Annotated in this window: 24 protein-coding genes and 1 tRNA gene; 7 read left to right on the top strand and 18 right to left on the bottom strand. The window is 57.4% G+C overall.

All coding sequences use genetic code 11. The annotated features are described in order from the left end of the window. The first annotated feature begins 148 nt into the window (after positions 1-148). Positions 149-1,708, top strand: a complete 1,560-nt coding sequence (locus tag LOC22_RS07485; protein ID WP_032618958.1) for a methyl-accepting chemotaxis protein — start codon at positions 149-151, stop codon at positions 1,706-1,708. Here LOC22_RS07485 and LOC22_RS07480 read toward each other — a convergent pair. Continuing rightward, positions 1,705-2,199, bottom strand: a complete 495-nt coding sequence (locus tag LOC22_RS07480) for a PadR family transcriptional regulator (RefSeq protein WP_017382401.1) — start codon at positions 2,197-2,199, stop codon at positions 1,705-1,707. The genes LOC22_RS07485 and LOC22_RS07480 overlap by 4 nt on opposite strands. A 145-nt stretch (positions 2,200-2,344) precedes the next feature. Here LOC22_RS07480 and LOC22_RS07475 point away from each other — a divergent pair, with 145 nt between their 5' ends. Next, on the top strand, positions 2,345-3,109 hold the full coding sequence (locus LOC22_RS07475; RefSeq protein ID WP_017692642.1) for a siderophore-interacting protein: 765 nt from the start codon (positions 2,345-2,347) through the stop codon (positions 3,107-3,109). On the opposite strand, the gene LOC22_RS07470 is transcribed toward LOC22_RS07475, so the two are convergent. Continuing rightward, the gene (locus LOC22_RS07470) at positions 3,110-4,279 is read right to left on the bottom strand and encodes a molecular chaperone DnaJ (RefSeq protein WP_015571915.1); all 1,170 of its coding nucleotides are present in this window, start codon (positions 4,277-4,279) and stop codon (positions 3,110-3,112) included. 218 nt (positions 4,280-4,497) lie between these two features. Continuing rightward, positions 4,498-4,573: transfer RNA gene (locus LOC22_RS07465), tRNA-Ile, on the bottom strand. 124 nt (positions 4,574-4,697) lie between these two features. On the opposite strand from LOC22_RS07465, the gene mug reads away from it, so the two are divergent. Further along, positions 4,698-5,204 (top strand): G/U mismatch-specific DNA glycosylase, encoded by a 507-nt coding sequence (gene mug, locus LOC22_RS07460; RefSeq protein ID WP_017384024.1) that lies wholly within the window; start codon positions 4,698-4,700, stop codon positions 5,202-5,204. A 102-nt stretch (positions 5,205-5,306) separates the two neighbouring features. Here mug and rpoD read toward each other — a convergent pair whose 3' ends face one another. The 3 genes from rpoD to rpsU all read right to left on the bottom strand — a co-directional run bounded on the left by rpoD (position 5,307) and on the right by rpsU (position 9,392). Then, entirely contained in the window at positions 5,307-7,151 is a 1,845-nt protein-coding gene (rpoD, locus tag LOC22_RS07455; RefSeq protein WP_015571912.1) for an RNA polymerase sigma factor RpoD, read from the bottom strand. A gap of 164 nt (positions 7,152-7,315) precedes the next feature. Further along, entirely contained in the window at positions 7,316-9,061 is a 1,746-nt protein-coding gene (dnaG, locus tag LOC22_RS07450; RefSeq protein WP_003862574.1) for a DNA primase, read from the bottom strand. Positions 9,062-9,176: 115 nt separating this feature from the next. Next, a complete protein-coding gene (gene rpsU / locus LOC22_RS07445) occupies positions 9,177-9,392 on the bottom strand; it encodes a 30S ribosomal protein S21 (RefSeq protein WP_001144069.1) in 216 nt (71 codons plus the stop codon). Positions 9,393-9,628: 236 nt separating this feature from the next. Here rpsU and tsaD point away from each other — a divergent pair, with 236 nt between their 5' ends. Beyond that, complete coding sequence (gene tsaD / locus LOC22_RS07440) at positions 9,629-10,642, top strand: tRNA (adenosine(37)-N6)-threonylcarbamoyltransferase complex transferase subunit TsaD (RefSeq protein WP_230239469.1); 1,014 nt, start codon at positions 9,629-9,631, stop codon at positions 10,640-10,642. A 43-nt stretch (positions 10,643-10,685) separates the two neighbouring features. Here tsaD and ureG read toward each other — a convergent pair whose 3' ends face one another. From ureG to plsY, 10 genes are all read right to left on the bottom strand, one after another. Then, entirely contained in the window at positions 10,686-11,303 is a 618-nt protein-coding gene (gene ureG, locus LOC22_RS07435; protein WP_014071813.1) for an urease accessory protein UreG, read from the bottom strand. A 9-nt stretch (positions 11,304-11,312) separates the two neighbouring features. Then, complete coding sequence (locus LOC22_RS07430) at positions 11,313-11,987, bottom strand: urease accessory protein UreF (protein ID WP_017692647.1); 675 nt, start codon at positions 11,985-11,987, stop codon at positions 11,313-11,315. Next, complete coding sequence (locus LOC22_RS07425; protein ID WP_230239468.1) at positions 11,987-12,526, bottom strand: HupE/UreJ family protein; 540 nt, start codon at positions 12,524-12,526, stop codon at positions 11,987-11,989. Before LOC22_RS07425 ends, LOC22_RS07430 begins: the two co-directional genes overlap by 1 nt. Positions 12,527-12,535: 9 nt before the next feature. Continuing rightward, on the bottom strand, positions 12,536-13,000 hold the full coding sequence (gene ureE / locus LOC22_RS07420; RefSeq protein ID WP_017384028.1) for an urease accessory protein UreE: 465 nt from the start codon (positions 12,998-13,000) through the stop codon (positions 12,536-12,538). 9 nt (positions 13,001-13,009) lie between these two features. Then, a complete protein-coding gene (gene ureC, locus LOC22_RS07415) occupies positions 13,010-14,713 on the bottom strand; it encodes an urease subunit alpha (protein WP_230239467.1) in 1,704 nt (567 codons plus the stop codon). After that, complete coding sequence (locus LOC22_RS07410; RefSeq protein WP_230239466.1) at positions 14,706-15,020, bottom strand: urease subunit beta; 315 nt, start codon at positions 15,018-15,020, stop codon at positions 14,706-14,708. Before LOC22_RS07410 ends, ureC begins: the two co-directional genes overlap by 8 nt. Positions 15,021-15,030: 10 nt before the next feature. Further along, positions 15,031-15,333 (bottom strand): urease subunit gamma, encoded by a 303-nt coding sequence (locus LOC22_RS07405; RefSeq protein ID WP_063133902.1) that lies wholly within the window; start codon positions 15,331-15,333, stop codon positions 15,031-15,033. Positions 15,334-15,343: 10 nt separating this feature from the next. Beyond that, on the bottom strand, positions 15,344-16,171 hold the full coding sequence (locus LOC22_RS07400) for an urease accessory protein UreD (RefSeq protein ID WP_230239465.1): 828 nt from the start codon (positions 16,169-16,171) through the stop codon (positions 15,344-15,346). Positions 16,172-16,327: 156 nt separating this feature from the next. Next, a complete protein-coding gene (locus tag LOC22_RS07395; RefSeq protein WP_040118127.1) occupies positions 16,328-17,794 on the bottom strand; it encodes an MFS transporter in 1,467 nt (488 codons plus the stop codon). Positions 17,795-17,886: 92 nt separating this feature from the next. Next, positions 17,887-18,501, bottom strand: coding sequence for a glycerol-3-phosphate 1-O-acyltransferase PlsY (gene plsY, locus LOC22_RS07390; RefSeq protein WP_017384031.1), 615 nt, complete (start codon positions 18,499-18,501; stop codon positions 17,887-17,889). A gap of 107 nt (positions 18,502-18,608) precedes the next feature. Between plsY and folB the strand changes: the two genes are divergently transcribed. Continuing rightward, positions 18,609-18,977, top strand: coding sequence for a bifunctional dihydroneopterin aldolase/7,8-dihydroneopterin epimerase (gene folB / locus LOC22_RS07385; protein WP_230239464.1), 369 nt, complete (start codon positions 18,609-18,611; stop codon positions 18,975-18,977). 106 nt (positions 18,978-19,083) lie between these two features. Further along, positions 19,084-19,905: an undecaprenyl-diphosphate phosphatase gene (gene bacA / locus LOC22_RS07380; RefSeq protein ID WP_003862545.1), complete on the top strand. Its 822-nt coding sequence runs from the start codon at positions 19,084-19,086 to the stop codon at positions 19,903-19,905. A gap of 13 nt (positions 19,906-19,918) precedes the next feature. Here the strand turns inward: bacA and LOC22_RS07375 are convergent, their stop codons facing one another. Together LOC22_RS07375 and LOC22_RS07370 are read right to left on the bottom strand one after the other, a co-directional pair. Beyond that, the gene (locus LOC22_RS07375) at positions 19,919-21,160 is read right to left on the bottom strand and encodes a multifunctional CCA addition/repair protein (RefSeq protein WP_023304444.1); all 1,242 of its coding nucleotides are present in this window, start codon (positions 21,158-21,160) and stop codon (positions 19,919-19,921) included. Positions 21,161-21,220: 60 nt separating this feature from the next. Further along, positions 21,221-21,841: a TIGR04211 family SH3 domain-containing protein gene (locus LOC22_RS07370; protein ID WP_001303390.1), complete on the bottom strand. Its 621-nt coding sequence runs from the start codon at positions 21,839-21,841 to the stop codon at positions 21,221-21,223. 237 nt (positions 21,842-22,078) lie between these two features. Here LOC22_RS07370 and LOC22_RS07365 point away from each other — a divergent pair, with 237 nt between their 5' ends. Further along, positions 22,079-23,380, top strand: a complete 1,302-nt coding sequence (locus LOC22_RS07365) for an inorganic triphosphatase (protein WP_017384034.1) — start codon at positions 22,079-22,081, stop codon at positions 23,378-23,380. Position 23,381 lies beyond the last annotated feature (1 nt).

Below are 23,381 nucleotides of genomic sequence, written 5' to 3'. Positions count from 1 at the left end.
GTAACTAAAAAAAGCGCCCGGTTTTTAATTGTTACAATCCAGATTCATTGAGAGTGAAAAATAAAAAAACGATCAAAGTCATAAAGTTAGCGTGTTTCCTGTCGATAACAGCGATCGTCTGAGAAATAATCACATCGATGGGGTAAATATGTTCATACATGACGTAAAGATCGGCACGAAATTATTTCTGGCGTTTGGATTATTTATTGTCCTGATGGTCGTCAGCGCAAGCTTGTCTCTGATGAGCCTGAATCGGGCAAACAATGGAATGCAAACCATCCTTACCAGCGACTATCCAACGACGGTAAAAGCGAACCAGTTAATCGACAACTTCCAGGAATTTATAAGCACGCAGCAGCTCATGCTGCTGGACGAACAGGGGACGTACACGGCGCAATCAGAGCAGCGTCTGAAGGCGATCAGCGAGCGCATCTCCTCAATCCTGAGCGAGCTGGACAACGCTCTCAAGGATAAAAAATCCCAACAGGTGCTGGCCGATATCCACGGCGTACGCCAGCAATATCTTGACTCGCGCTACCGCATTTTGCAGGCCGTGCAGAATAACGACCGTGCGGGCGCGATAAACGAAATGATGACCAACACCCTGAATCTGCAACAGTCCTATAAAGCGAAAGTGCAGGCGCTGATTGCGATCCAGGACCATGAAATGCAGAGTGCGGGCGAGCAGGTGGAAGGCGATTTCCGCACCAATCGTCTCCTGCTGGTCCTGATTACGCTTTTCAGCGTCGCGGCAGCCAGCCTGACTGGCTGGTTCATTGTGCGATCCATTACCCGACCGCTGAACGACGCGGTGAATTTTGCGGAGGCCATTGCCGATGGCGATCTCACCGGCAGCATTATCTCGCACGGTAAAGATGAAACCGGACTGCTACTCACCGCACTGATGGAGATGAAAACGCGCCTGCTGGAGATTGTGCAGCAGGTGCAAACCGGATCGGAAAACATCTCCAGCGCCGCCGCGCAGATTGTCGCGGGAAACCAGGATCTGGCTGCCCGCACGGAGGAGCAGGCCAGTTCCGTTGAACAAACGGCCGCGTCGATGGAGCAGATCACCGCTACGGTGAAGAACACCGCGTCCCACACCGGAGAAGCGACGAACCTGTCTGCCGATGCGGCTGCCGTGGTCAAAAACAACGGCGAGATGATGAAGCAGGTCACCAGCAAGATGCGCCTGATTAACGAAACATCGAACAGGATGTCCGACATTATCGACCTGATCGACGCCATTGCCTTCCAGACTAATATTCTGGCGCTAAACGCGGCGGTCGAAGCGGCGCGCGCGGGTGAGCATGGTCGCGGCTTTGCGGTGGTGGCGGGCGAGGTACGCCAGCTCGCGCAGAAAAGTGCAACATCTGCGAGTGAGATCCGCCAGCTGATTGAAAGCTCCACAAGCCAGACGCAGGACGGCATGAACCTTGTGGAGAAAGCCAGCGGGCTTATCAACGGCATGGTCGGCAACGTGGAGGAGATGGACGTAATCCTGCGTGAGATTCGCCAGGCCAGCCATGAACAGACGGAAGGCATCTCGCAGATCAACAGCGCGATTGGCCTGATAGACGCCACCACCCAGCAGAACTCCGCGCTGGTGGAGGAGTCCGTTGCGGCGGCGGCATCCCTTAACGAACAGGCGATGCACCTGAAAGAGCTGGTCCGGGTGTTCCGCGTGAGCGACGGCGTGCTGGCTTAATCCAGCTGGGAGATCTCCAGCGCCGCGCGGTCAATCACGCCGATAATCTGTTTCAACTGCGCGTCGCTGAGCTCTCCCTGATTAACCTTCAGATCCAGTACCGCTTTGAAGTTATCCAGCGCCCGCTTCATCTGCGGGTTTTTGCGCAGCTGGAACCCGACGGAGCGCGCCTTGATACGCGTCTGGATCTGCTCCAGCTGTTCCCGGTTGTCATCCAGCCATTGCTGTCCGGCGGCATTAATCGCAATCCGCTTCCGGCCGTTCTCTTCTTCGGTAATAGTGATAAGCGCCTGATCCTGCAAGTAATCCAGCGTCGGGTAGATCACGCCAGGGCTAGGCGTGTAATGTCCCTGCGTCAGGTTTTCGATCTCTTTAATCAGCTCGTAACCATGGCTCGCGTTGCGGGTCAGGATATCCAGGATCACCAGCCGCAAATCGCCATGACCAAAAAATCGTGGCCGGCGTCCGCCGCCGTCGTGTTCGTGTCGCATGTTTTTCCCTCAATTTGATATATCTAAACTATATCTAAGATATATTCAGATGTAATCTAAAAAATCTTGATTTCTTAGTTAATAGCAATCATTATCATTAAAAATTCATTCCGATATATCGTATTCACCTGAGAAGGGCATCAACATGGCATCTACCCGTTACCCTCAACGTGTCCGCAATGACCTGCGTTTTCGTGAGCTGAACGTGCTGCGCACTGAGCGAGTCAGCGCAGGATTTCAGCGCATTGTGCTAGGCGGCGAGGCGCTGGAGGGCTTTAGCTCTCGCGGCTTTGACGACCATACCAAAGTCTTTTTCCCGGCACCGGGCACCACTTTCGTGCCGCCTGTGGTGACCGATGAAGGCATCGACTGGGGCGACGGCACGCGTCCGCAGGCACGTGACTATACCCCGCTGTACGATGACGAAAAACATGAGCTGGCGCTCGATTTCTTCGTTCATGATGGCGGCATTGCCAGCAACTGGGCGGTAGAGGCTAAGGTGGGCGACAAGCTGACCATCGGCGGGCCGCGCGGTTCGCTGGTGGTGCCGGAAGATTACGCCTGGCAGCTGTACGTGTGCGACGAGTCGGGGATGCCCGCGCTGCGCCGCCGTTTAGAAGGCATCGCAAAACTGCCTGTTCGCCCGGCGATCCACGCCATCGTCACCGTGGGCGATGCGGCGTATCAGGACTATCTGGCACACCTGAGCGGGTTCAACATCACCTGGGTTATCGGCCACAACGAGCAGGCGATGGCCGACCATCTTGCCGCGCTGGCCGTGCCGGAAGAGGATTACTTTATCTGGCTGACCGGGGAGGGGAAGGTGGTGAAACGCCTGAGCCGTCAGTTTGAAAGCGACGCAATTGACCCGCAGCTGGTGCGTGCCAGCGCGTACTGGCACGCCAAATAATCAGGCAGCGGGATCCAGCTGCGCTTCGCTCACCTGATGTTCGAGCGAGGCGCATACCTCTTTCAGCGCTTTCTCCTGCTGGGCAAAGTAGGCTTCCATATTGCTGAGCGACGAGACGAGCAGCCAGGACTCTTCCTTCTCCAGCTCTGCCAGCTCGTTCACCAGGGTGTCGATTTGCTCACGCACCTGCGCCATCTTTTTTCGAATACGTTCAAGGTCGTTCAGTCTGTCGCTTGCCATCATCGGTTCGAATCCTTGTTGCAGACGGGCGACCAGCGAGCGAATGGCCTTCACGTCGCCGCGCTGTTTGGCCTGGTTGAGTTGCACCATCATCCTGTTGGCTTCCTCTTTTAAATCATCGGCAACCAGATCCGGGTGGCATAGCTTGCTCGCCTGACGCCAGAGCCGCTTCAGCTCGTTCCGATCCTCTTCAGAGAGATCCTTGCCTTTACGCAGGCGAACTTCGGCATCATGATGCTGTTCGCGATACTTCTTGTACTCTTCGTTGGCCTCATCGCGCGCCTGACGTGCCGGCTCTTCTTCACGCGTTAAACCGGTCTCCAGCTCCATTGCTTCGGCCAGCAGGTTGGCAATCAGATTGCTTTGCTGCTGAAGATGTTTGCGCGCCTCTGCCGCCTGAACGGAATCCGCAGGCAGATCTCGCCAGCGCCGGGTGAGCGTTGTCAGAACCTCTACGGCCTGCGCCATATAGTCCTGGCAGCGGCGGTAATCCTCTTCCCGACGACGCGTCTCCGCCTGCTGACGACGCAGGTTAAGCTCCGCCAGCGTTTTACGCAGGGCGAGGATCTGCTGCATCAACGGCCCGAGGCGGGAGAAATAGAGATCGTTGAACTCATCTAGCTGCTGTACCCGGGCGTTACGGCGATCAATCAGATCGCGCAGACGCTCTTCCAGGGCTTTCAGCTCCAGCTTGCTGGCCGCCAGCTGTGGGTCACGCCACGGGGTAACGGCGCGCTGGCTTTGCAGCCAGGCGGTGATAGCGCGAAGGGCTGCGGTGTAGTTTTTCTGCTCAAGCGCCGCGACGATGGACAGGAGTTCATCGTCAAAGGCTTCCTCTTTGAGACGTTTCAGCTGGCTCCGGATGATGTCGTCATCTTCCAGCTCAATGGCATTTTTAATGATTTCTAGCCGTTTGATCGGTGTGCTCATGATGCCTTTCGCTCTGGCGCTTAAGTATTTGAGTTAAGGTTAGTTGTTGTAAAAGCTACAGGAAATAATACACACGGATGATGATCGGCGCGATGGGGGATTTCTTTAGTTTTTAGGGTTTGTGAGGGGAAGCGACAGGCCGGGCTACGTGTGGTGGATTACTTACAAAAAAGCCACTCAATTGAGTGGCTTAACTGGATGATTCTAAAGCTAAAATTTGGTGGCCCCTGCTGGACTTGAACCAGCGACCAAGCGATTATGAGTCGCCTGCTCTAACCACTGAGCTAAGGGGCCGTGGCGGTGAATTATAAAGTAACTCCCCTCAGCAATCCAGCCATTCACACCTGCCTGCTGTTTTTATAAACAATGCATAATCAATCCTTTATACTTATCTTAAGATGCATAGACAGGAGTAGAGATGATCAACGATATTCTGGCCCCTGGCCTGCGGGTGGTGTTCTGCGGTATCAATCCGGGTAAGTCATCGGCGCACACTGGTTTTCACTTTGCTCATCCGGGAAATCGCTTCTGGAAGGTGATCCACCAGGCCGGTTTTACCGACAAACAGCTTAAGCCGGAAGAAGAGCAGCAGCTGCTGGATACGCGCTGTGGCATCACCATGCTGGTCGAGCGACCCACGGTACAGGCAAGCGAAGTGAATCTGCATGAGCTGCGCGCTGGCGGGCGTGAGCTGATCGCGAAAATTGAAGACTATCAGCCCGCGGCGCTGGCGATCCTCGGCAAGCAGGCCTACGAGCAGGCGTTCAGCCAGCGCGGCGCCAGCTGGGGTAAGCAGAACATTACCATTGGCGTAACGCAGGTGTGGGTGCTGCCAAACCCGAGCGGGCTGAACAGGGCGACGCTGGACAAGCTGGTGGAGGCGTATCGGGAACTGGATGAGGCGCTGGTGGTGAGGGGGCTTTAGCTCCTCTGCGGCTTGATGCCCTCATCCTGACCCTCTCCCACAGGGAGAGGGAATAAACAAAAAAAAAGCTCCCGATTGGGAGCTTTTTCATTTCAGGACCGATTAATCGTCCAGGAAGCTACGCAGCACTTCAGAGCGGCTCGGATGGCGCAGCTTACGCAGCGCCTTCGCTTCGATCTGACGGATACGTTCGCGGGTAACGTCAAACTGTTTACCCACTTCTTCCAGCGTGTGGTCGGTGTTCATGTCGATACCGAAACGCATACGCAGCACTTTGGCTTCACGGGCGGTCAGGCCAGCCAGCACGTCGTGCGTAGCGGCACGCAGGCTCTCGGTGGTGGCAGAGTCCAGCGGCAGCTCGAGGGTGGTATCCTCGATGAAATCACCCAGATGCGAATCTTCATCATCACCGATTGGCGTTTCCATGGAGATTGGCTCTTTAGCGATTTTCAGCACTTTACGGATCTTGTCTTCCGGCATCAGCATGCGTTCAGCCAGCTCTTCCGGCGTCGGCTCGCGGCCCATCTCCTGTAACATCTGGCGAGAGATACGGTTGAGTTTGTTGATGGTCTCAATCATATGCACCGGAATACGGATGGTGCGCGCCTGGTCTGCGATAGAGCGGGTGATCGCCTGACGGATCCACCAGGTAGCATAGGTGGAGAACTTGTAACCACGACGGTATTCAAACTTATCTACCGCTTTCATCAGACCGATGTTGCCTTCCTGAATCAGATCCAGGAATTGCAGGCCACGGTTGGTGTATTTCTTGGCGATAGAGATAACCAGACGTAAGTTCGCTTCAACCATCTCTTTCTTCGCACGGCGGGCTTTCGCTTCACCGATGGACATACGACGGTTGATGTCTTTCACCTGCTCGATGGTCAGGCCGGTCTCTTCTTCAATCTGATGCAGTTTTTGCAGGCCGCGCTGTACGTCTTCTTTCACGTCGTGCAGCTTTTCAGACCACGGCTTGTTCATCGCGATAGCGGCGTTGAACCAGGTTTCGCTGGTTTCATTGCCGGTGAAGAGGGTAATGAAGTTCTTCTTCGGCATTTTGCACTGTTCAACGCACAGCTTCATGATGATACGTTCCTGGGTACGTACGCGATCCATCATCACGCGCATGCTGTTCACCAGGTAGTCGAACTGTTTTGGCACCAGGCGGAACTGTTTGAACACTTCAGACAGCTTCAGGATCTCTTCCTGAGCGGCGGCATGGCTGCGGCCTTTCGCTTTGATGGTGTCACGCGTCACTTCGTACTGGGTACGCAGCTCGGCAAACTTCTCACGCGCCAGTTCAGGGTCGATGCTATTGTCATCGTCGCTGCTGTCGTCCTCTTCTTCTTCATCTTCGTCTTCGTCGTCATCCATCTCTTCCTGAGACAGCTCAGACCCGACGTGAGTGGCGGTTGGCGCCATATCTTCTTCAGCGTTCGGGTCGACAAAGCCAGTGATCAGATCGGACAGACGCGCTTCTTCCGCTTCGACGCGATCGTACTGCTCCAGCAGATAGGTAATCGCTTCCGGGTATTCGGCAACAGAGCACTGAACCTGGTTGATCCCGTCTTCGATGCGTTTTGCGATGTCAATTTCGCCTTCGCGGGTCAACAGTTCAACGGTACCCATTTCGCGCATGTACATGCGGACCGGGTCAGTGGTACGCCCGATTTCAGATTCCACGCTGGACAGGACCTGTGCAGCAGCTTCTTCCGCATCTTCGTCAGTGTTGTTGGAGGTTTCAGCCAGCAACAGATCATCGGCATCCGGTGCTTCTTCCATCACCTGAATGCCCATGTCATTGATCATTTGGATGATATCTTCGATCTGATCTGAATCGACGATATCTTCCGGCAGATGGTCATTGACCTCGGCATAGGTCAGATAGCCTTGCTCCTTACCGCGTTGGACAAGAAGTTTCAGCTGTGACTGCGGGTTTTGCTCCATAAGACGGTATCCACACTTAATTCGTTTGATTGGTGTCGGCGATGGGCTGCCAACCTTTAAAGCGAGGGCGTACTTATATTTTTGCCGCTGCCTCTCAGTGCGGCTGCCGGGGGCTTCCCGATCGATATTCGGCACTTAAGCCGTTAAATACTTTTGTCTTTGACTTATTTCTTCGCCAGTTCCTGGTTAATCATCCAGAGTTCCCGGCGTTCTTCGCTGCTCAGTCCATGGGTGCGCTCGCGAGCTATCAACTCTTCCTGGCGCAACTCAAGCATCGAATCAAACATATGGTTGAGTGAGTCGGTGAACGTTTTTTCTGCGATATCCTTATCTGCTATATCGTCCCACATCGACAGTTTTTCAAGGGTTGCGGCCTCTTTTGTGCCGCGATAATGCTCTAAAAGTTGTCCGGTGGTCAGACCTGGCTGAGACAAACAAGTGTTGACCAATTCTGAAAATAAGCCAAGCCCGGGCAATTTTTCGTGGTTCAAACCCGCCAGCGACGGCACTTGCGGAGCAAGTTCGGGGTTTTGCACCAGCAACCCTATCAGTATACGCATGGTTGTGCGTTTTAGCTGAGGCGCGGGGCGAACCGTACCGTTTTCAGCCTGTTTCGGCATTAAACGTTCAAGCTGGCTGTCATCCAGAATGCCGAGCTTGTTGCCTAACTCCTGACGCAGATAGATGCGCAGCGTTTCGCCGGGCACCTGGCTGATTAACGGCAGCGCCAGCGTGCTGAGCTGCGCGCGCCCGTCAGGGGTACTCAAATCAACCTGCGGCATCAGGCTGTTAAACAGAAACGTGGAGAGCGGCTGAGCCTGCTCCATCCGCGCTTCAAACGCCGCTTTGCCCTCTTTACGCACCAGCGTATCCGGGTCTTCACCGTCGGGCAGGAACATAAAGCGTAGCTGACGCCCGTCGGTCATATACGGCAACGCGGTTTCCAGCGCTCGCCAGGCGGCGTCGCGTCCTGCGCGGTCACCGTCGTAACAGCAAATCACGTTGTTGGTGACGCGGAACAGCAGCTGGATATGGTCCGCCGTGGTGGACGTTCCCAGCGACGCAACGGCATAGTTAATGTCGTACTGCGCCAGCGCAACAACATCCATATAGCCTTCGACGACCAGAAGACGCGGAGGTTCCGCATTATCCTGCTGTGCCTCATAAAGGCCGTAAAGCTGGCGGCCCTTATGGAAAATATCGGTTTCCGGGGAGTTAAGGTATTTCGGCAGGGCATCACCCAGCACGCGACCACCAAAACCTATCACCCGGCCACGCTTGTCGCGGATCGGGAACATCACCCGTTCACGGAAGCGGTCGTAGCTTCGTCCCTGGTCGTTGGTGACCAGCATGCCTGCGTCGATGAGGGATTTACGATCTTCGCTATTGCCGCCAAAACGCTTTAACACGTTGTCCCAGCCGGGCGGGGCGTAACCAATAGCGAAACGCGCAATCACATCGTCACTCAGTCCGCGCTTGTTCAGATACTGACGCGCAGGCTCAGCCGCAGAGTGCTTAAGAGACTGTTGGTAAAACGAATTCAGGCCATCCATCAGTTGGTACAGCGTTTGCCGCTGATGGCGCTCGATCTGACTTGGCCCACTGCCTGCTTCATACGGCACTTCAAGGTTATGCATCGCCGCCAGCTCTTCGACGGTTTCAACGAACTCGAGCTTGTCGTAGTTCATCAAAAAATCGACGGCATTACCGTGTGCGCCACAGCCGAAGCAATGGTAGAACTGTTTTTCACCGTTTACGGTGAAAGAGGGGGTTTTTTCGTTATGGAACGGACAGCACGCATGGTAGTTCTTGCCCTGCTTTTTTAGCTTCACCCGCGCGTCGATGAGATCGACGATGTCGGTTCTGGCAAGCAGGTCATTGATGAAAACGCGTGGGATTCTTCCGGCCATATGCCCCAAAAATTTAAGCGACTTATAAACGAAAACAAGCCGCGCATTCCTTCCGGAAGCACGGCCTTACGACTACAACTCTGTCTGTCAATTGAGGGCTGTGGCCCTCAACAGATTAGTACAGACGAGTACGGCGTGCGTTTTCGCGAGCCAGTTTCTTCGCGTGACGTTTCACAGCGGAAGCTTTAGCGCGCTTACGTTCGGTCGTTGGTTTTTCATAAAACTCACGACGACGAACTTCAGCCAGAACACCTGCTTTCTCGCATGAACGTTTGAAGCGACGCAGTGCTACGTCGAACGGCTCGTTTTCACGTACTTTAATTACCGGCATGTAACTCTCACCTTTAATAAATTCGGTTTGCCGCTGGCATCAACGCCAGCTTATTTCAAAATGGTGCGGAATTTTACTGCAAATGCTGCTGCTTTGTAAAGCACCGATGCGATTTTGAAAGGGACTTTAATAAGGGTGAGGAGTATACACGAGGCTTCTTCCTGGGGCGAACAAAGTTTTACAACAATCCGCCCAGGCTCTACACTGCGCGGTATTGAAACGAGGTAAAACAAGTCATGCGTGTACTGGGTATTGAAACATCCTGCGATGAAACCGGCATCGCGATTTACGACGACAAAAAAGGGCTTCTGGCCAACCAGCTGTATAGTCAGGTGAAATTGCACGCTGACTACGGCGGCGTCGTGCCTGAACTGGCCTCTCGTGACCACGTGCGTAAAACGGTTCCCCTGATTCAGGCGGCGCTTAAAGAGGCCGGGTTGAGTGCAAAAGATATTGATGCCGTGGCCTATACCGCAGGGCCGGGCCTGGTCGGCGCGCTGCTGGTCGGCGCAACGGTAGGGCGTTCGCTGGCCTTCGCGTGGGATGTTCCGGCCATTCCGGTTCACCATATGGAAGGGCACCTTCTGGCGCCGATGCTGGAAGACAATCCGCCAGAGTTCCCGTTTGTGGCGCTGCTGGTTTCCGGTGGGCATACCCAGCTGATTAGCGTAACGGGCATTGGCAAGTACGCGCTGCTGGGCGAGTCGATCGACGATGCTGCCGGTGAAGCCTTCGATAAAACCGCCAAGCTGCTGGGGCTGGATTACCCGGGTGGCCCGATGCTGTCGAAAATGGCGTCGCAGGGAACGGAAGGGCGCTTTGTCTTCCCGCGGCCGATGACCGACCGTCCGGGGCTGGACTTTAGTTTCTCTGGCCTGAAAACTTTCGCGGCCAATACTATCCGCAATAATGACGACAGTGAGCAGACCCGTGCCGATATCGCCCGTGCGTTCGAAGACGCGGTGGTGGATACGCTGATGATCAAGTGCAAGCGCGCGCTGGATCAGACCGGCTTTAAGCGCCTGGTGATGGCCGGTGGCGTCAGCGCTAACCGCACGCTGCGCGCGAAGCTTGCTGAGATGATGCAAAAGCGTCGCGGGGAAGTGTTCTATGCGCGTCCGGAGTTCTGTACCGATAACGGGGCGATGATCGCCTACGCCGGGATGGTGCGTCTGAACGCCGGCGCAACGGCTGACCTGAGCGTGTCTGTGCGTCCGCGCTGGCCGCTGGCGGAACTGCCGGAGGCGTAACCCTCACCCTAACCCTCTCCCACAGGGAGAGGGGATCATGGCTCTACACCCGCAACATTCCTTTCTCTTCCAGAAACGCAATGATCGTCGCCAGCCCGTCACCCGCTTTCAGGTTGGTAAACGTCCACGGACGCTCGCCGCGCATGCGATTAGTGTCGCGCTCCATTACCTCCAGCGACGCACCGACGTACGGCGCGAGGTCGGTTTTGTTGATCACCAGAAAATCGGATTTGGTGATCCCCGGCCCGCCCTTGCGCGGGATTTTTTCCCCTTCGGCCACGTCGATGACGTAGATGGTGAGGTCCGCCAGCTCCGGGCTGAAGGTCGCGCTCAGGTTATCCCCGCCGCTTTCCACGAAGATCAGATCCAGATTGCCGAACTTCTCGCTCAACGCTTCCACCGCCGCCAGGTTCATTGAGGCATCTTCGCGGATGGCGGTATGCGGGCAGCCGCCCGTTTCCACGCCCACGATGCGCTCTGGCTCCAGCGCACCCGCCTCGGTCAGGATGCGCTGATCCTCTTTGGTGTAGATATCGTTGGTCACCACCGCCAGGTGATAGGTGTCGCGCATCGCCTTGCAGAGCGCTTCCAGCAGGGCGGTTTTGCCCGACCCTACCGGGCCGCCCACGCCCACGCGCAGGGGATGTTTGTAATCAGCCATGTTGACTCCTCAGGAACGGAATAGTCGTGAATATTGGGTTTCATGGCGCGCGGAGGCGATGGCCGACAGCGGCGTAGCGGCCCCCAGCGCGTCGTCGCCACGTAAAAATGCCTGTTCAAACCCGGCGGCAAAATGGTCGCTCAGGTCGATAATCAGCTGTTGTGCGGCTTGCTGCCCAAACGGCACCAGCTTGACGCCCGCCATCACCGCGCTCTCTATCCAGCTGTAGCCCAGGCTCAGCGCCAGCTCGCGCGCGCTAATGCCCCAGCGCACGCCGAGCCACGCCATGCCGCCGAGCTGGCTTCGCATCAACAGCGGCAGCCATTCTGGCGGGCAGGCGGGTTCCCAGCTTTTAATCAGGCGCGTAAAGGCCGCCCCACGGTTGCGTTCTTCATCGCGCAGCTCGCGCGTTTCCCGACAGGCGAGCAGGTATGCCGTCCAGCGTTTTGCTGTCGCGACGTCCTGCTTCTCGCAGGCACGATACAGGCGGATAAACAGCGGCAGGTCGACGCAGAAAAAGCTCTGCTCCATCTGCTGGATCTGCCAGCGCCTGAAGGCCTCAGCGTCCGTGACCCACCCGGCCTCAACGGCCCACTCCAGCCCCTGCGACCAGGTAAACGATCCGACCGGCAGGCTACTGCTGGAGAGCTGCATCAGGCGCAGCCGCTGGCGGGCGTGCTCCATCAGCTCATCAGCGCCAGCAGGGCGGAGACGATCAGCCCGCCGCCGAAGGTTTTACGCAGGCCGTCGTGACGGCGCAGCAGCAGCCCTGCCGCGAAGCTGGCGCACAGCACCGTGGCGCTGGCTAACATAAACCCGCTTGTAAAGAGCCAGAAGCTGTGGCCGGACATCTCCACGCCGTGCGCCCAGCCGTGGAACATCGCCAGGGCTGGCACCGCCAGCAGCAGGCGATTTTCAGTCTTAAACATCATCACGCCGCAGACCGCCAGCGAGACGATAATCAGCATCTCCATGCCGCTAAAGCCGCCGAGCAGGCTGCCCGCAACGGCGCCAGCAAGCATCATGCCGAGCGTCGCTAACGGCAACAGCAGCTTGCGGCCGCTCAGGGCGGAGAGCACGCCAGCCCCCGTCAGCATCAGCAGGTGATCCAGCCCGGTCAGCGGATGGAGAAATCCTGCCTGAAAGCTGTCGGTCCCGTGGCCGGGATGGGCGAGCGCGGGAACGGAAAAAGCCAGCAGTAACAGCGGTAAGTACTTGCGCATGATGAGTCCTTAATGTGAATGAGCGTGAGAGTGGCTATGGCTGTGGGCATCGCTGGTGTATGCGCCCGCTTCCGGTTCAAACGGCAGGCTGGCGAAGGTCACCTCCAGCCCGAACTGACGCAGCATATCGTCGAGGACGTGGTCGTGGTGGTAGCGCAGTTCGCCAGGCATTATTTGCAGCGGTACGTGACGATTGCCCAGGTGATAACAGGCGCGGGCGAGCAGGAACGGGTCGGCGCAGCGCACCACGGAAACCGACTCCGGGGCGGCGATCACTTCGATCACCTCGCTGCCATCGTCGGTAGTCAGCAGGTCGCCCCCGCGCAGCAGCAGGCCGCGCGGCAGCATTAGCCCGGCTTCGCGGCCGTCGTTCAGCGCCACGCGGGCGCGGCTTTTTACCCGCACATCAATCGGTAGCGTGACGCTGGCGGTAATCGGATGCGCATGGTCCAGGCGTTGGGTTAAATAGATCATCATGACTCCTCAAAACAGAAAATAGCGTTGCGCCATCGGCAAAACCTCTGCCGGTTCGCTGGTGATCAATTCGCCGTCGACGCGTACCTCATAGGTTTGCGCGTCAACGGTGATATTCGGCTGTAAATCGTTGTGGATCATGTCGGCCTTTTTCACCGACCGGCAGCCTCTCACCACCGCGGTGGCGCTTTGCAGTCCGAGCCGTTGCGGAATGCCGCTGGCATCAGCAGCCTGAGAGACAAACGTCAGCCGCGTGGCGTGGCGTGCGGCACCAAGGGCACCAAACATCGGGCGGTAATGTACCGGCTGCGGCGTGGGGATCGAGGCGTTGATGTCGCCCATCGGCGCGCAGGCGATCATCCCGCCTTTGACGATGGTGGCGGGTTTGACGCCAAAGAAGGCGGGGGACCAGACCACCAGATCCGCCAGCTTGCCCGCCTCAATAGAACCGACCTCATGGGCGATGCCGTGGGTCAGCGCCGGGTTGATGGTGTATTTGGCGATGTAGCGCTTCACGCGGAAGTTATCGTTATCGCCGGTCTCTTCCGGCAGTGCGCCGCGCTGGACCTTCATGCGGTGCGCGACCTGCCAGGTACGGATGATCACTTCCCCCACGCGGCCCATTGCCTGTGAATCTGACGAGGTGAGCGAGAACGCGCCGATATCGTGCAGCACGTCTTCGGCGGCGATGGTCTCCCGGCGAATGCGGGATTCGGCAAACGCCACGTCCTCGGCGATATCCGGGTCGAGGTGATGGCAAACCATCAGCATGTCCAGGTGCTCGTCGATGGTGTTGACCGTGTAGGGCAGCGTCGGGTTGGTGGAGGAGGGCAGAATATTCGGGTGCGCGCAGGCGGTGATGATATCCGGCGCATGGCCGCCGCCCGCCCCTTCGGTGTGGAAGGTGTGGATGGTGCGCCCGGCGATGGCGGCCAGCGTGTCTTCGACAAAACCGGACTCGTTCAGCGTGTCGCTGTGCAGCGCCACCTGAATATCCATCTCTTCAGCGACCTCCAGCGAACAGTTGATGGCCGCAGGCGTCGCGCCCCAGTCTTCGTGGATCTTAAGCCCGATGGCACCTGCGGCGATCTGCTCGCGCAGCGCGTCCGGGTTGGAGCCGTTCCCTTTACCCAGCAGGCCAATATTCACCGGTAGCGTATCGGCTGCCTGCAACATGCGGGCGATATACCACGGCCCCGGTGTGCAGGTGGTGGCGTTTGTGCCTGCCGCAGGCCCGGTGCCGCCGCCGATCATGGTGGTGACGCCAGACACCAGCGCCTCTTCCGCCTGCTGCGGACAGATCCAGTGGATGTGGGTGTCGATCCCGCCGGCGGTGACAATCCTCCCTTCGGCGGCGATCACTTCCGTTGCCGCGCCAATCGGGATCGTCACGCCGGGCTGGATGTCCGGGTTTCCGGCTTTGCCGACGGCGAAGATCCGCCCATCTTTTACGCCGATATCCGCTTTCACGATCCCCCAGTGATCGACGATCAGCGCGTTGGTGAGCACCAGATCCACGCAGTCGTCGGCGGTCATCTGCCCCTGTCCCATGCCGTCGCGGATCACTTTTCCGCCGCCGAATTTAACCTCTTCGCCGTAGATCGTGAGATCGTCTTCCACTTCGATCCACAGCTCGCTGTCGGCCAGCCGCACTTTATCCCCGGTAGTGGGGCCGAACATATCGGCATACGCCTGGCGTGAAATCTCAGCCATGTTTCACCTCGCCCATGACCTCGCCGCGAAAGCCGAAAATGCGCTGTGCGCCCGTCACCTGCACCAGCGTCACTTCCCGCTTCTGGCCGGGCTCGAAGCGCACGGCAGTGCCGGCCGGGATGTTCAGCCGGTAACCTCGGGTGGCTTCGCGATCGAACTTCAGCGCCGGGTTGACCTCGTAAAAGTGGTAGTGCGATCCGACCTGGATCGGCCTGTCGCCGTGGTTTTCCACTATCACACTTCGGGTTTCGCGCCCGACGTTGAGAGCAGTGTGGCCGGACTGGATCCGGTATTCACCTGGGATCATCACGCGCTCCTTACACGATCGGGTTGTGGACGGTGACGAGCTTGGATCCGTCCGGAAAGGTGGCTTCCACCTGGATATCCGGGATCATCTCCGGCACGCCTTCCATCACCTGATCGCGCGTCAGGACGTGGCGGCCGGATTCCATCAGCGAGGCGACGGTTTCGCCATCGCGCGCGCCTTCCATAATAAAGGCGCTGATCAGCGCGACCGATTCCGGGTAGTTGAGCTTTACCCCGCGCGCGAGGCGGCGTTCGGCAACCAGCGCGGCGGTGAACAGCAACAGCTTGTCTTTTTCTCTGGGAGTCAGTTCCATAGCGTTTCTCTTATGTTTGCCAGATGCGCGGCGAACAGGCGGTTTTGGAAGTTAAAAGCGGGCGAAGCGACTGCCATATATCGCGCATCACCCGCTGACAAATCAGGTTGTTGTGGGAGAGAAAACGCACCGACAGCAGATCGTCGGTGAGCGTCGCCCCGCCAAAGTTTTCCAGCGGGGCGAGAAGCGCACGCACCGCGTCGAGAAGTGCTTCCCGGGCCGGATAGAACAGCAGCGTGCCGACCCACGGATGGTCCGCGACGGGCGTCAGATCGCCACCGCTGAGATGCAGTCGCTCAATCAGACGCGGCTCGCCATCCACCCACACCTCAAGGCGGTTCTCCAGCGTGCCGTGGCTGAAGGTTTCGTTTATCACCGGACGGCCCAGACAGTACAGTTCCCACGCCAGCAGCGTGCTGGTGGCGTGCAGGTGAAAGACGGAACGCAGCGCGGCGTTAGCGCCGGGGAAAATAATGGTGTCCTGCGGCAGCCACTCCAGCGTGGCCTCTTCGTCGAGGTAAAAATGCTGACTGAGGCAGGCCAGCGGGCCGCTGCTGCGATAGAACTTGCTGGCGCCGGGCATGGTAATGAGGGCATGGCTTTTGGCGTCGAGCCGCACGGAAATATCCAGCGTATCTCCGCCCACAATTCCGCCTGGCGGGTGCAGCAGGTAAAGGTGGCAGGTTTCCCCTTCGGGATAAAACGGACGCTGAACGGTGAGCGGCCCGCTGTGACGCGCGGAATGGAGGAGGGTTTTCTCAGGGGTATGACAAAACTGGAGGGCAAGCGAGGCCTGCCAGCCTTTGTATGAATTATCAGTGACCTGAGTTGCTAACATGGTGCTTCCATTTCCACACTATCGGGGTACGTTTCAGTATGCCCTGGCGGAAATGAAGGCTGTCATATGAGTCGCTTATGGATAAAAAAACCGGCTCATGTGAGCCGGTTTCAGTAATGTAGGCCGGGTAAGCGCAGCGCCACCCGGCAAGAAAGGCTAGCGATAATCCTCTGCATCCACATCATACCCCGACGGCTCCCAGCGGATCGCCAGCAGCGACGCCAGACCGATAAACGGCGCCAGCGCAATCACCCAGAACACGGCGGTATCCAGCGAGGCGACCAGCAGCGGGAACAAAAACAGTGACAGCGTTGAACTGCTGCGCATCAGCGTCTGGTTAAGCCCCACGCCCACGCCGCGCAGCGAGGTCGGGTAGCTCAGGGAGGCAAACGTCATGGTGTGCGCACCTGGACCAAAACCCTGACCAAACAGGAACAGCGCCAGCATCGCGACGGCGACCACGCCTTCCGTAGCCCCGTCAGGGCGGCCAATCAGCGCCAGGCCGAGCAGTGCCGCAAGCTGGCACGCATAACCCGCCAGTGACATCCGCCATGCGCCGAAGCGCGGAACATAGCGCACCGCCAGCAGCCCGCCGACAAATGCGAACAGCAGGTTAAGCGCCAGCGAGATCAGAATGGTCGTCAGCATCGACTGCACAAAGAAGCTGGAGATGATCACCGGCAGGCCAAAGGCCACGGCGTTATAGGCGAACGAGGAGACCACTGACAGCAGCGTGGCGAGCGTGGTACGCCGCAGATAGATACCGCGGAACAGGTTCAGGTAGTTCGACCATTTTGCCTTGTTCACGACAGGCGCGGGCTGGTCGAGCGCATCCTGCGGTACGTGGGCATTAATATTGTAAGACTGCCGCAGGATGGACGCCGCCTCCTTCAGATTGCCCTGATTCGCCGCCCAGACTGGGGATTCGCTCATATAGCGGCTGCGGATGGCGATAATCACCAGCGCGGGCACCGCGCCAAAGCCAAGGATCAGACGCCAGAGCCAGTCGCTATGGCTTTCCGGCAGCACGGCGTAAAAGAAGAGCACCAGAAGATAAGAGATGCTGATGGCCGCGTACCAGGTGGGGCACCACATTGCGACGCTGGAGGCTTTATTCCCCGGGCCTTTCAGCCTGGCGAACTCGCTGAGAAACGCCATCGCGACGGGAAGGTCGATCCCAACGCCAAGACCCATCACAAAGCGCGCGCCCGCCAGCACATATTCGTTCGGGGCCAGCGCACAGGCGATAGCGGCAACGACAAAGAACACCATGTCGGCCATAAAGACGCGGTAGCGCCCGATTTTATCCGTAAGATAGCCGCCGAGCAGCGCCCCGACAATCGCACCAAAGGTAATCGCCGAGGCCACCATGCCGGTACCGGCGGGCGTCAGGTTAAATTCGCGGGTGATGTCTTTGATGCCGAATGCCAGCGCGCCGAGATCGTAGGCATCGAGGAAAATTCCCCCGAGCGCGATACCGACCACGATGCGGGCATTGGCCCGGCCCTGAGAGCCGTCATTAACGAGACGTGAAACGTCCGATGCGCTACGCACCCACTTGATGTCGCCATCCGGGGTATTTCCTGCCGTTGGAAGGGGAGTTGAATCTGTGATTTCTGCCATTTTCTTTTTGTGTGGTTGTGTTGTGTCTCTAACAGTTACCACAGGCAGAAGGTGACAAAAATCACATTTGGTTATAAGGCATAACGAACGGTTTACTGAGCGTCTTTCTTTTTACGCCTGAGCTTCGTCCAGATCTTGGTTTCCTTACGCCGCCACAGGCGCTGAATGTTGTCGTGGTGGCGCAACAGGATCAGACACGAGAGCATCGACACCGGGAAGGTAAACTGCGGTTTAAACCACCAGACATAAAACGGGGCGATCAGTGCGCTGACGATGGCGCCCAGCGACGAATAACCGCTCAGCAGGATGGTCAGCAGCCAGGTGCCCGCCATCACGCCGGTGAGATCCCAGCCGATCGGCGCAATCGCGCCAAACGCGGTGGCAACGCCTTTACCGCCTTTAAAACCAAAGAAAACGGGCCAGATGTGGCCGACGCAGGCGGCGATGGCAATCAGCCCCAGCCAGAAGGGTGTGACGCCGAGCGCATACGCGCCCCAGACGGGAAGCATTCCTTTCAGAACATCAAAAATCAAAACCGCTACGGCTGCTCCCTTGCCGCCAATTCGTAGTACATTGGTCGCCCCCGGATTCCCGGAACCACTTTCACGCGGGTCAGGCAACCCGGCGATGCGGCAGACCAGAATGGCGCTGGAGATTGAGCCGCAAAGGTAGGCGAGGATAATCATTCCAGGCGCGATTGCACTCATAACGCTGTTCCGTTTTGAAAATGTATCTGTATTCTCAGCATCTGTGGATAATACGCATAATTCGCCGGAAGTGGTATCCGGTTTAGCCAAAAAGCAGGCAGGTCGTGATGGATATTGTATTTATAGAGCAACTTTCGGTAATCACCACAATTGGTGTTTACGACTGGGAACAGACCATCGAGCAGAAACTGGTGTTCGATATCGAAATGGGCTGGGACAACCGCAATTCAGCAAAAAGCGATGATGTGAATGACTGTCTGAGCTACGCCGACATCAGTGAAACGGTCATCGCCCATGTGGAAGGGCAACGTTTTGCGCTGGTAGAACGCGTGGCGGAAGAGGTAGCAGACCTGCTGCTGAGCAAATTTAACTCCCCATGGGTGCGCATTAAGCTAAGCAAGCCGGGAGCGGTGGCGCGCGCCGCCAATGTGGGCGTGATTATCGAGCGTGGCACAAATCTGAAAGGAAAGATTTAACGTCATAATAGCTAAACCATTTTAGGTTATATCGGTCTTAAAGCTGTATCTTTCACGGTTGTCCGCGTGGGACACCGTTTTTTTATATCTTTTTAGGGGTTTATAGATGAGCGATATGCACTCGCTGCTGGTGGCGGCAATACTGGGTGTGGTCGAAGGATTGACGGAGTTTTTGCCGGTGTCCAGTACGGGCCATATGATTATCGTTGGCCATCTCCTGGGCTTTGAAGGCGATACCGCAAAGACGTTTGAGGTGGTGATCCAGCTGGGCTCTATCCTGGCGGTGGTCGTGATGTTCTGGCGACGTCTGTTTGGTCTGATCGGTATCCACTTCGGGCGTTTGCCGCAGCGTGAAGGAGAGGGCAAAGGGCGCCTGACGCTGATTCATATTCTGCTCGGGATGATCCCGGCGGTGGTGCTGGGGCTGGTGTTCCACGACACCATTAAATCGCTCTTCAACCCGATTAACGTGATGTACGCGCTGGTTGTCGGCGGCTTCCTGCTGATTGCCGCCGAAGTGCTGAAGCCAAAAACCCCGCGTGCGGAAGGTCTGGACGATATGACGTATCGCCAGGCGTTTATGATTGGCTGCTTCCAGTGTCTGGCGCTGTGGCCGGGCTTCTCCCGTTCAGGGGCAACCATTTCCGGCGGGATGCTGATGGGCGTGAGCCGTTACGCGGCGTCTGAGTTCTCGTTCCTGCTGGCGGTGCCGATGATGATGGGCGCCACCGCGCTGGATCTCTACAAAAGCATCGGCTTCCTGACCGTGGGCGACATTCCGATGTTCGCCGTGGGCTTTATCACCGCCTTTATTGTGGCGTTGATCGCCATCAAAACCTTCCTGCAACTGATTAAGCGTATTTCGTTTATTCCGTTCGCGATCTACCGCTTTATCGTCGCGGCTGCCGTGTACGTGGTCTTCTTCTGATGACCGACCGCCCTCAGTCTTTCGGCTGAGGGCAACGTTTTTCCTTCCACGCTGCAACCGCATCAATCCGCCGCTTCGTCAGCTCTTCGCGGATCGCCGGGCCTTTAAACCCTGCCTCCACCACCTCTTTCGTTGGCACCGCTTTCGCCACGTCCCACGCCTCACGCAGCAAACGACCCTGCGGATAATCGGACGCTTCAAACCCGGTGCGGCCGCGCACGTCGGCTTCGCTGGTCAGCGCAATTTGCTCCACGCGCTGCGGTTTGCGCCAGGCGTCGATGTTATCAAACAGCCTGACGATGGTGGCGGGTTTCAGGATTGGGAAGGTGTGGATCAGGTCGTGAAACTCGGCCACCAGTTTTGCCAGATCGCGAATGTCATTCGGCACGCGCAGGCGCTGGCAAAGCCCTTCAACCAGCTTCACGCCAGCCGGACCGTGCCCGTGGTGGCGTGGCCACAACTCCTTTGGCGTTAACCCTTTGCCGAGGTCATGGCAGAGGGTAGAAAAGCGCACGTCCACCTCCGGGCTGAGCATGGCGGCCATGCTCAGCGTCATCAGGGTGTGAATGCCGGTATCAATTTCCGGGTGCCATTTCGCCGGGGCGGGCACGCCAAACAGCGCGTCTATTTCCGGGAACAGCACTTTCAGCGCCCCGCAGTCGCGCAGAACCTGGAAAAAGACCTGTGGATTGCGGGTAGTCAGGGCGTTTTCGGTCTCTTTCCAGACGCGTTCTGGCGTCAGATGTTCCAGCTCGCCCGCGTCGGTCATGGCCGTCATCAGCGCCATCGTCTCGTCGGCGATGCGGAAGCTGAGATGGGCATAACGGGCGGCAAAACGCGCCACGCGCAGTACGCGAAGCGGATCTTCAGAAAAGGCGGGGGAGATATGGCGTAAAAGACGGTCACGCAGATCGTTCTGGCCGCCGTAGACGTCGATAATATGGCCGTTTTCGTCCTGCGCCAGGGCATTAATGGTGAGATCGCGGCGCAGTAAGTCCTGCTCCAGCGTCACATCCGGCGCGGCATAGCAGGTGAAGCCGGTATAACCGGAACCGGATTTCCGTTCGGTACGCGCCAGGGCGTACTCTTCCCGGCTTTTCGGATGGAGGAACACAGGAAAATCGCGGCCTACCTGCTGGTAGCCCGCGTCAATCATCGCTTCGGGCGTGGCACCGACCACGACCCAGTCTTTATCTTTGACCGGCAGACCTAATAACGCATCACGTACCGCACCACCGACCAGATAACTCTTCACGCCAACACTCCCGTTTTCTCTTTTCGCAAGATGATACGTAAGTGTGGCAGAGAAGACGAGTTAGTTCATCCAGCGGTCTTTACGTTTACGGCTTGGGATAAGGTGAGGAAGCACCAGACCCAGCACCAGACCGACGCCCAGCACTCCGCCGCCATACATAAACCACTGCATGATGATGGTGCGTTGTTTGTCATCCAGCTGTAGATTCGCGGCGTTCACTTTCTTCTGCGCGACGATCAGCTCATTTTTCAGCTTCTGATTTTCGTCTTTCAGACCGGCGATCACGCTGTCGCTTTGCGCCACTTTCTGCTGCATCTCTGCGGTGCGCTGGTTCCAGGTGCCGTCAATGTTGTTCAGCTTATCGGTCAGGGTTTTCACCTGATTTTCCAGATCCGGCACGCGGGTGCGCAGGCTTGGCACCGTGCTCAGCTCTTTCAGCGGGATCCATGAGGTGCGGCCAGAGCTGTCACGAACCTGACCGTAATTGGTGTCTGCATTGGTTTGCAGCAGAGTCACTTCCTCGCCGGCATTTACCGTACCCACGAGGCGATAATTGTCTCCAGGGCCGCTGCGTACCCAGGTATTCAGTTCATCAGAAACGTAACGTTTCTCTTCAGCGTGGACCGCGGTTGCGGCGCTAAAAGCGAGTAAAGTAAGTCCAATCAGGCGTAATTTAAGCATATCAGTCGTTATTTTCATAAAAAGTGGAACGATAGTAGTGGTATCAGTGTCGCTACGCAAAGGATTCATCATCAATCGGAATCATCTGTGTCATGATTTCCACCGCTTTAAACTTTTACGCCCGTCAAATTGCTCATTGCGTGGCAATTTGGCGCAAAATACTATGTACTGACAAACAAATGGCGAGGAAGTTCGCCTTCATCGACGCGTCTGTGACGCACGCAAAAGTACAAGGCTATGGCACAAGAGATCGAATTAAAGTTTATCGTCGAAAAAGACAGCGCTGACGCGCTCCGCCAGCATCTGAATACGCTGTCCGGCGAGCACCATGAACCCGTACAGCTGCTCAACATCTATTACGAAACGCCGGACAACTGGCTGCGCAACCACGATATGGGCCTGCGCATCCGGGGTGCGAACGGGCGCTACGAGATGACGATGAAAATCGCCGGTCGCGTGGTGGGCGGTTTGCACCAGCGTCCGGAATACAATATCGACATCAGTAAGCCAGAACTTGAGCTGGATCGTTTTCCGGCGGAAGTGTGGCCGGAAGGGACGCTGCCCGCAACGCTGTCGGCAGAGGCGCAACCGCTGTTCAGCACCGATTTCTGGCGCGAAAAATGGCTCGTGACGGAAGGCAAGAGCCGCATTGAGATCGCGTTCGATCGGGGTGAAATTAAGGCGGGTGAAGAGCAGGAGCCGATCTGCGAATTGGAACTCGAACTGCTGGAAGGCGAGGCGAGCGACGTGCTGAAGCTGGCGCACAAGCTGGTGAACCAGCCTGGCCTGCGCCAGGGCAGCCTGAGTAAAGCGGCACGCGGCTATCACCTGGCCGCCGGGAATGCGCCGCGCGTGCTGCGAGAAACCCCGATTCTGCGCGTTGTGCCGAAAGCCTCCGTTGAGCAGGGCATGGAAGCGGCGCTGGAGCTGGCGCTCTCTCAGTGGCAGTACCACGAGGAGCTGTGGGCGCGTAACGTGAAAAATGCCAAAAAACAGGTGCTGGCCGCTATGGGGCTGGTGCGTCATACCCTGACGCTCTTTGGCGGCATTGTACCGCGTAAAGCCAGCACTCACTTACGTGATTTGCTCACTCAAACCGAAACGCTGATGCTTTCCGACGTGTCGGCACAAACGGCGATCTACAGCCCGCAAAACGCCGGCGCGAAACTGGCGCTGACCGAGTTTCTGGTGACGCGCGGCTGGCGCACGTTCCTCGATGCGAAAGGGCAGACCAAAATCGCGGAAAACTTCAAACGTTTTGCGGATATCCACCTCTCCCGTCACGCGGCCGAGCTGAGAACCACCTTTGCGCATCCGCTGGGCGACCAGTATGGCGATCAGCTTCCCCGCCTGGCGCGTAACATCGACAGCATGTTGCTGCTGTCAGGTGCGTATGAGGGCGTGAAGGCGCAGGCCTGGCTGGAGAACTGGCAGGGGCTGAAGCATGCCATCGAGACCCGTCAGCAGATCGAGATCGAGCATTTCCGCAACGAGGCCATTTCGCAGGATCCGTACTGGCTGCACAGCGGAAAACGTTAAT

The organism is Enterobacter sp. AN-K1, assembly GCF_020971765.1.
Classification (GTDB): Bacteria; Pseudomonadota; Gammaproteobacteria; order Enterobacterales; family Enterobacteriaceae; genus Enterobacter; species Enterobacter hormaechei_C.
The sequence above is the reverse complement of the archived record's forward strand: the minus strand, read 5'-3'. Positions and strand labels throughout refer to the sequence as shown.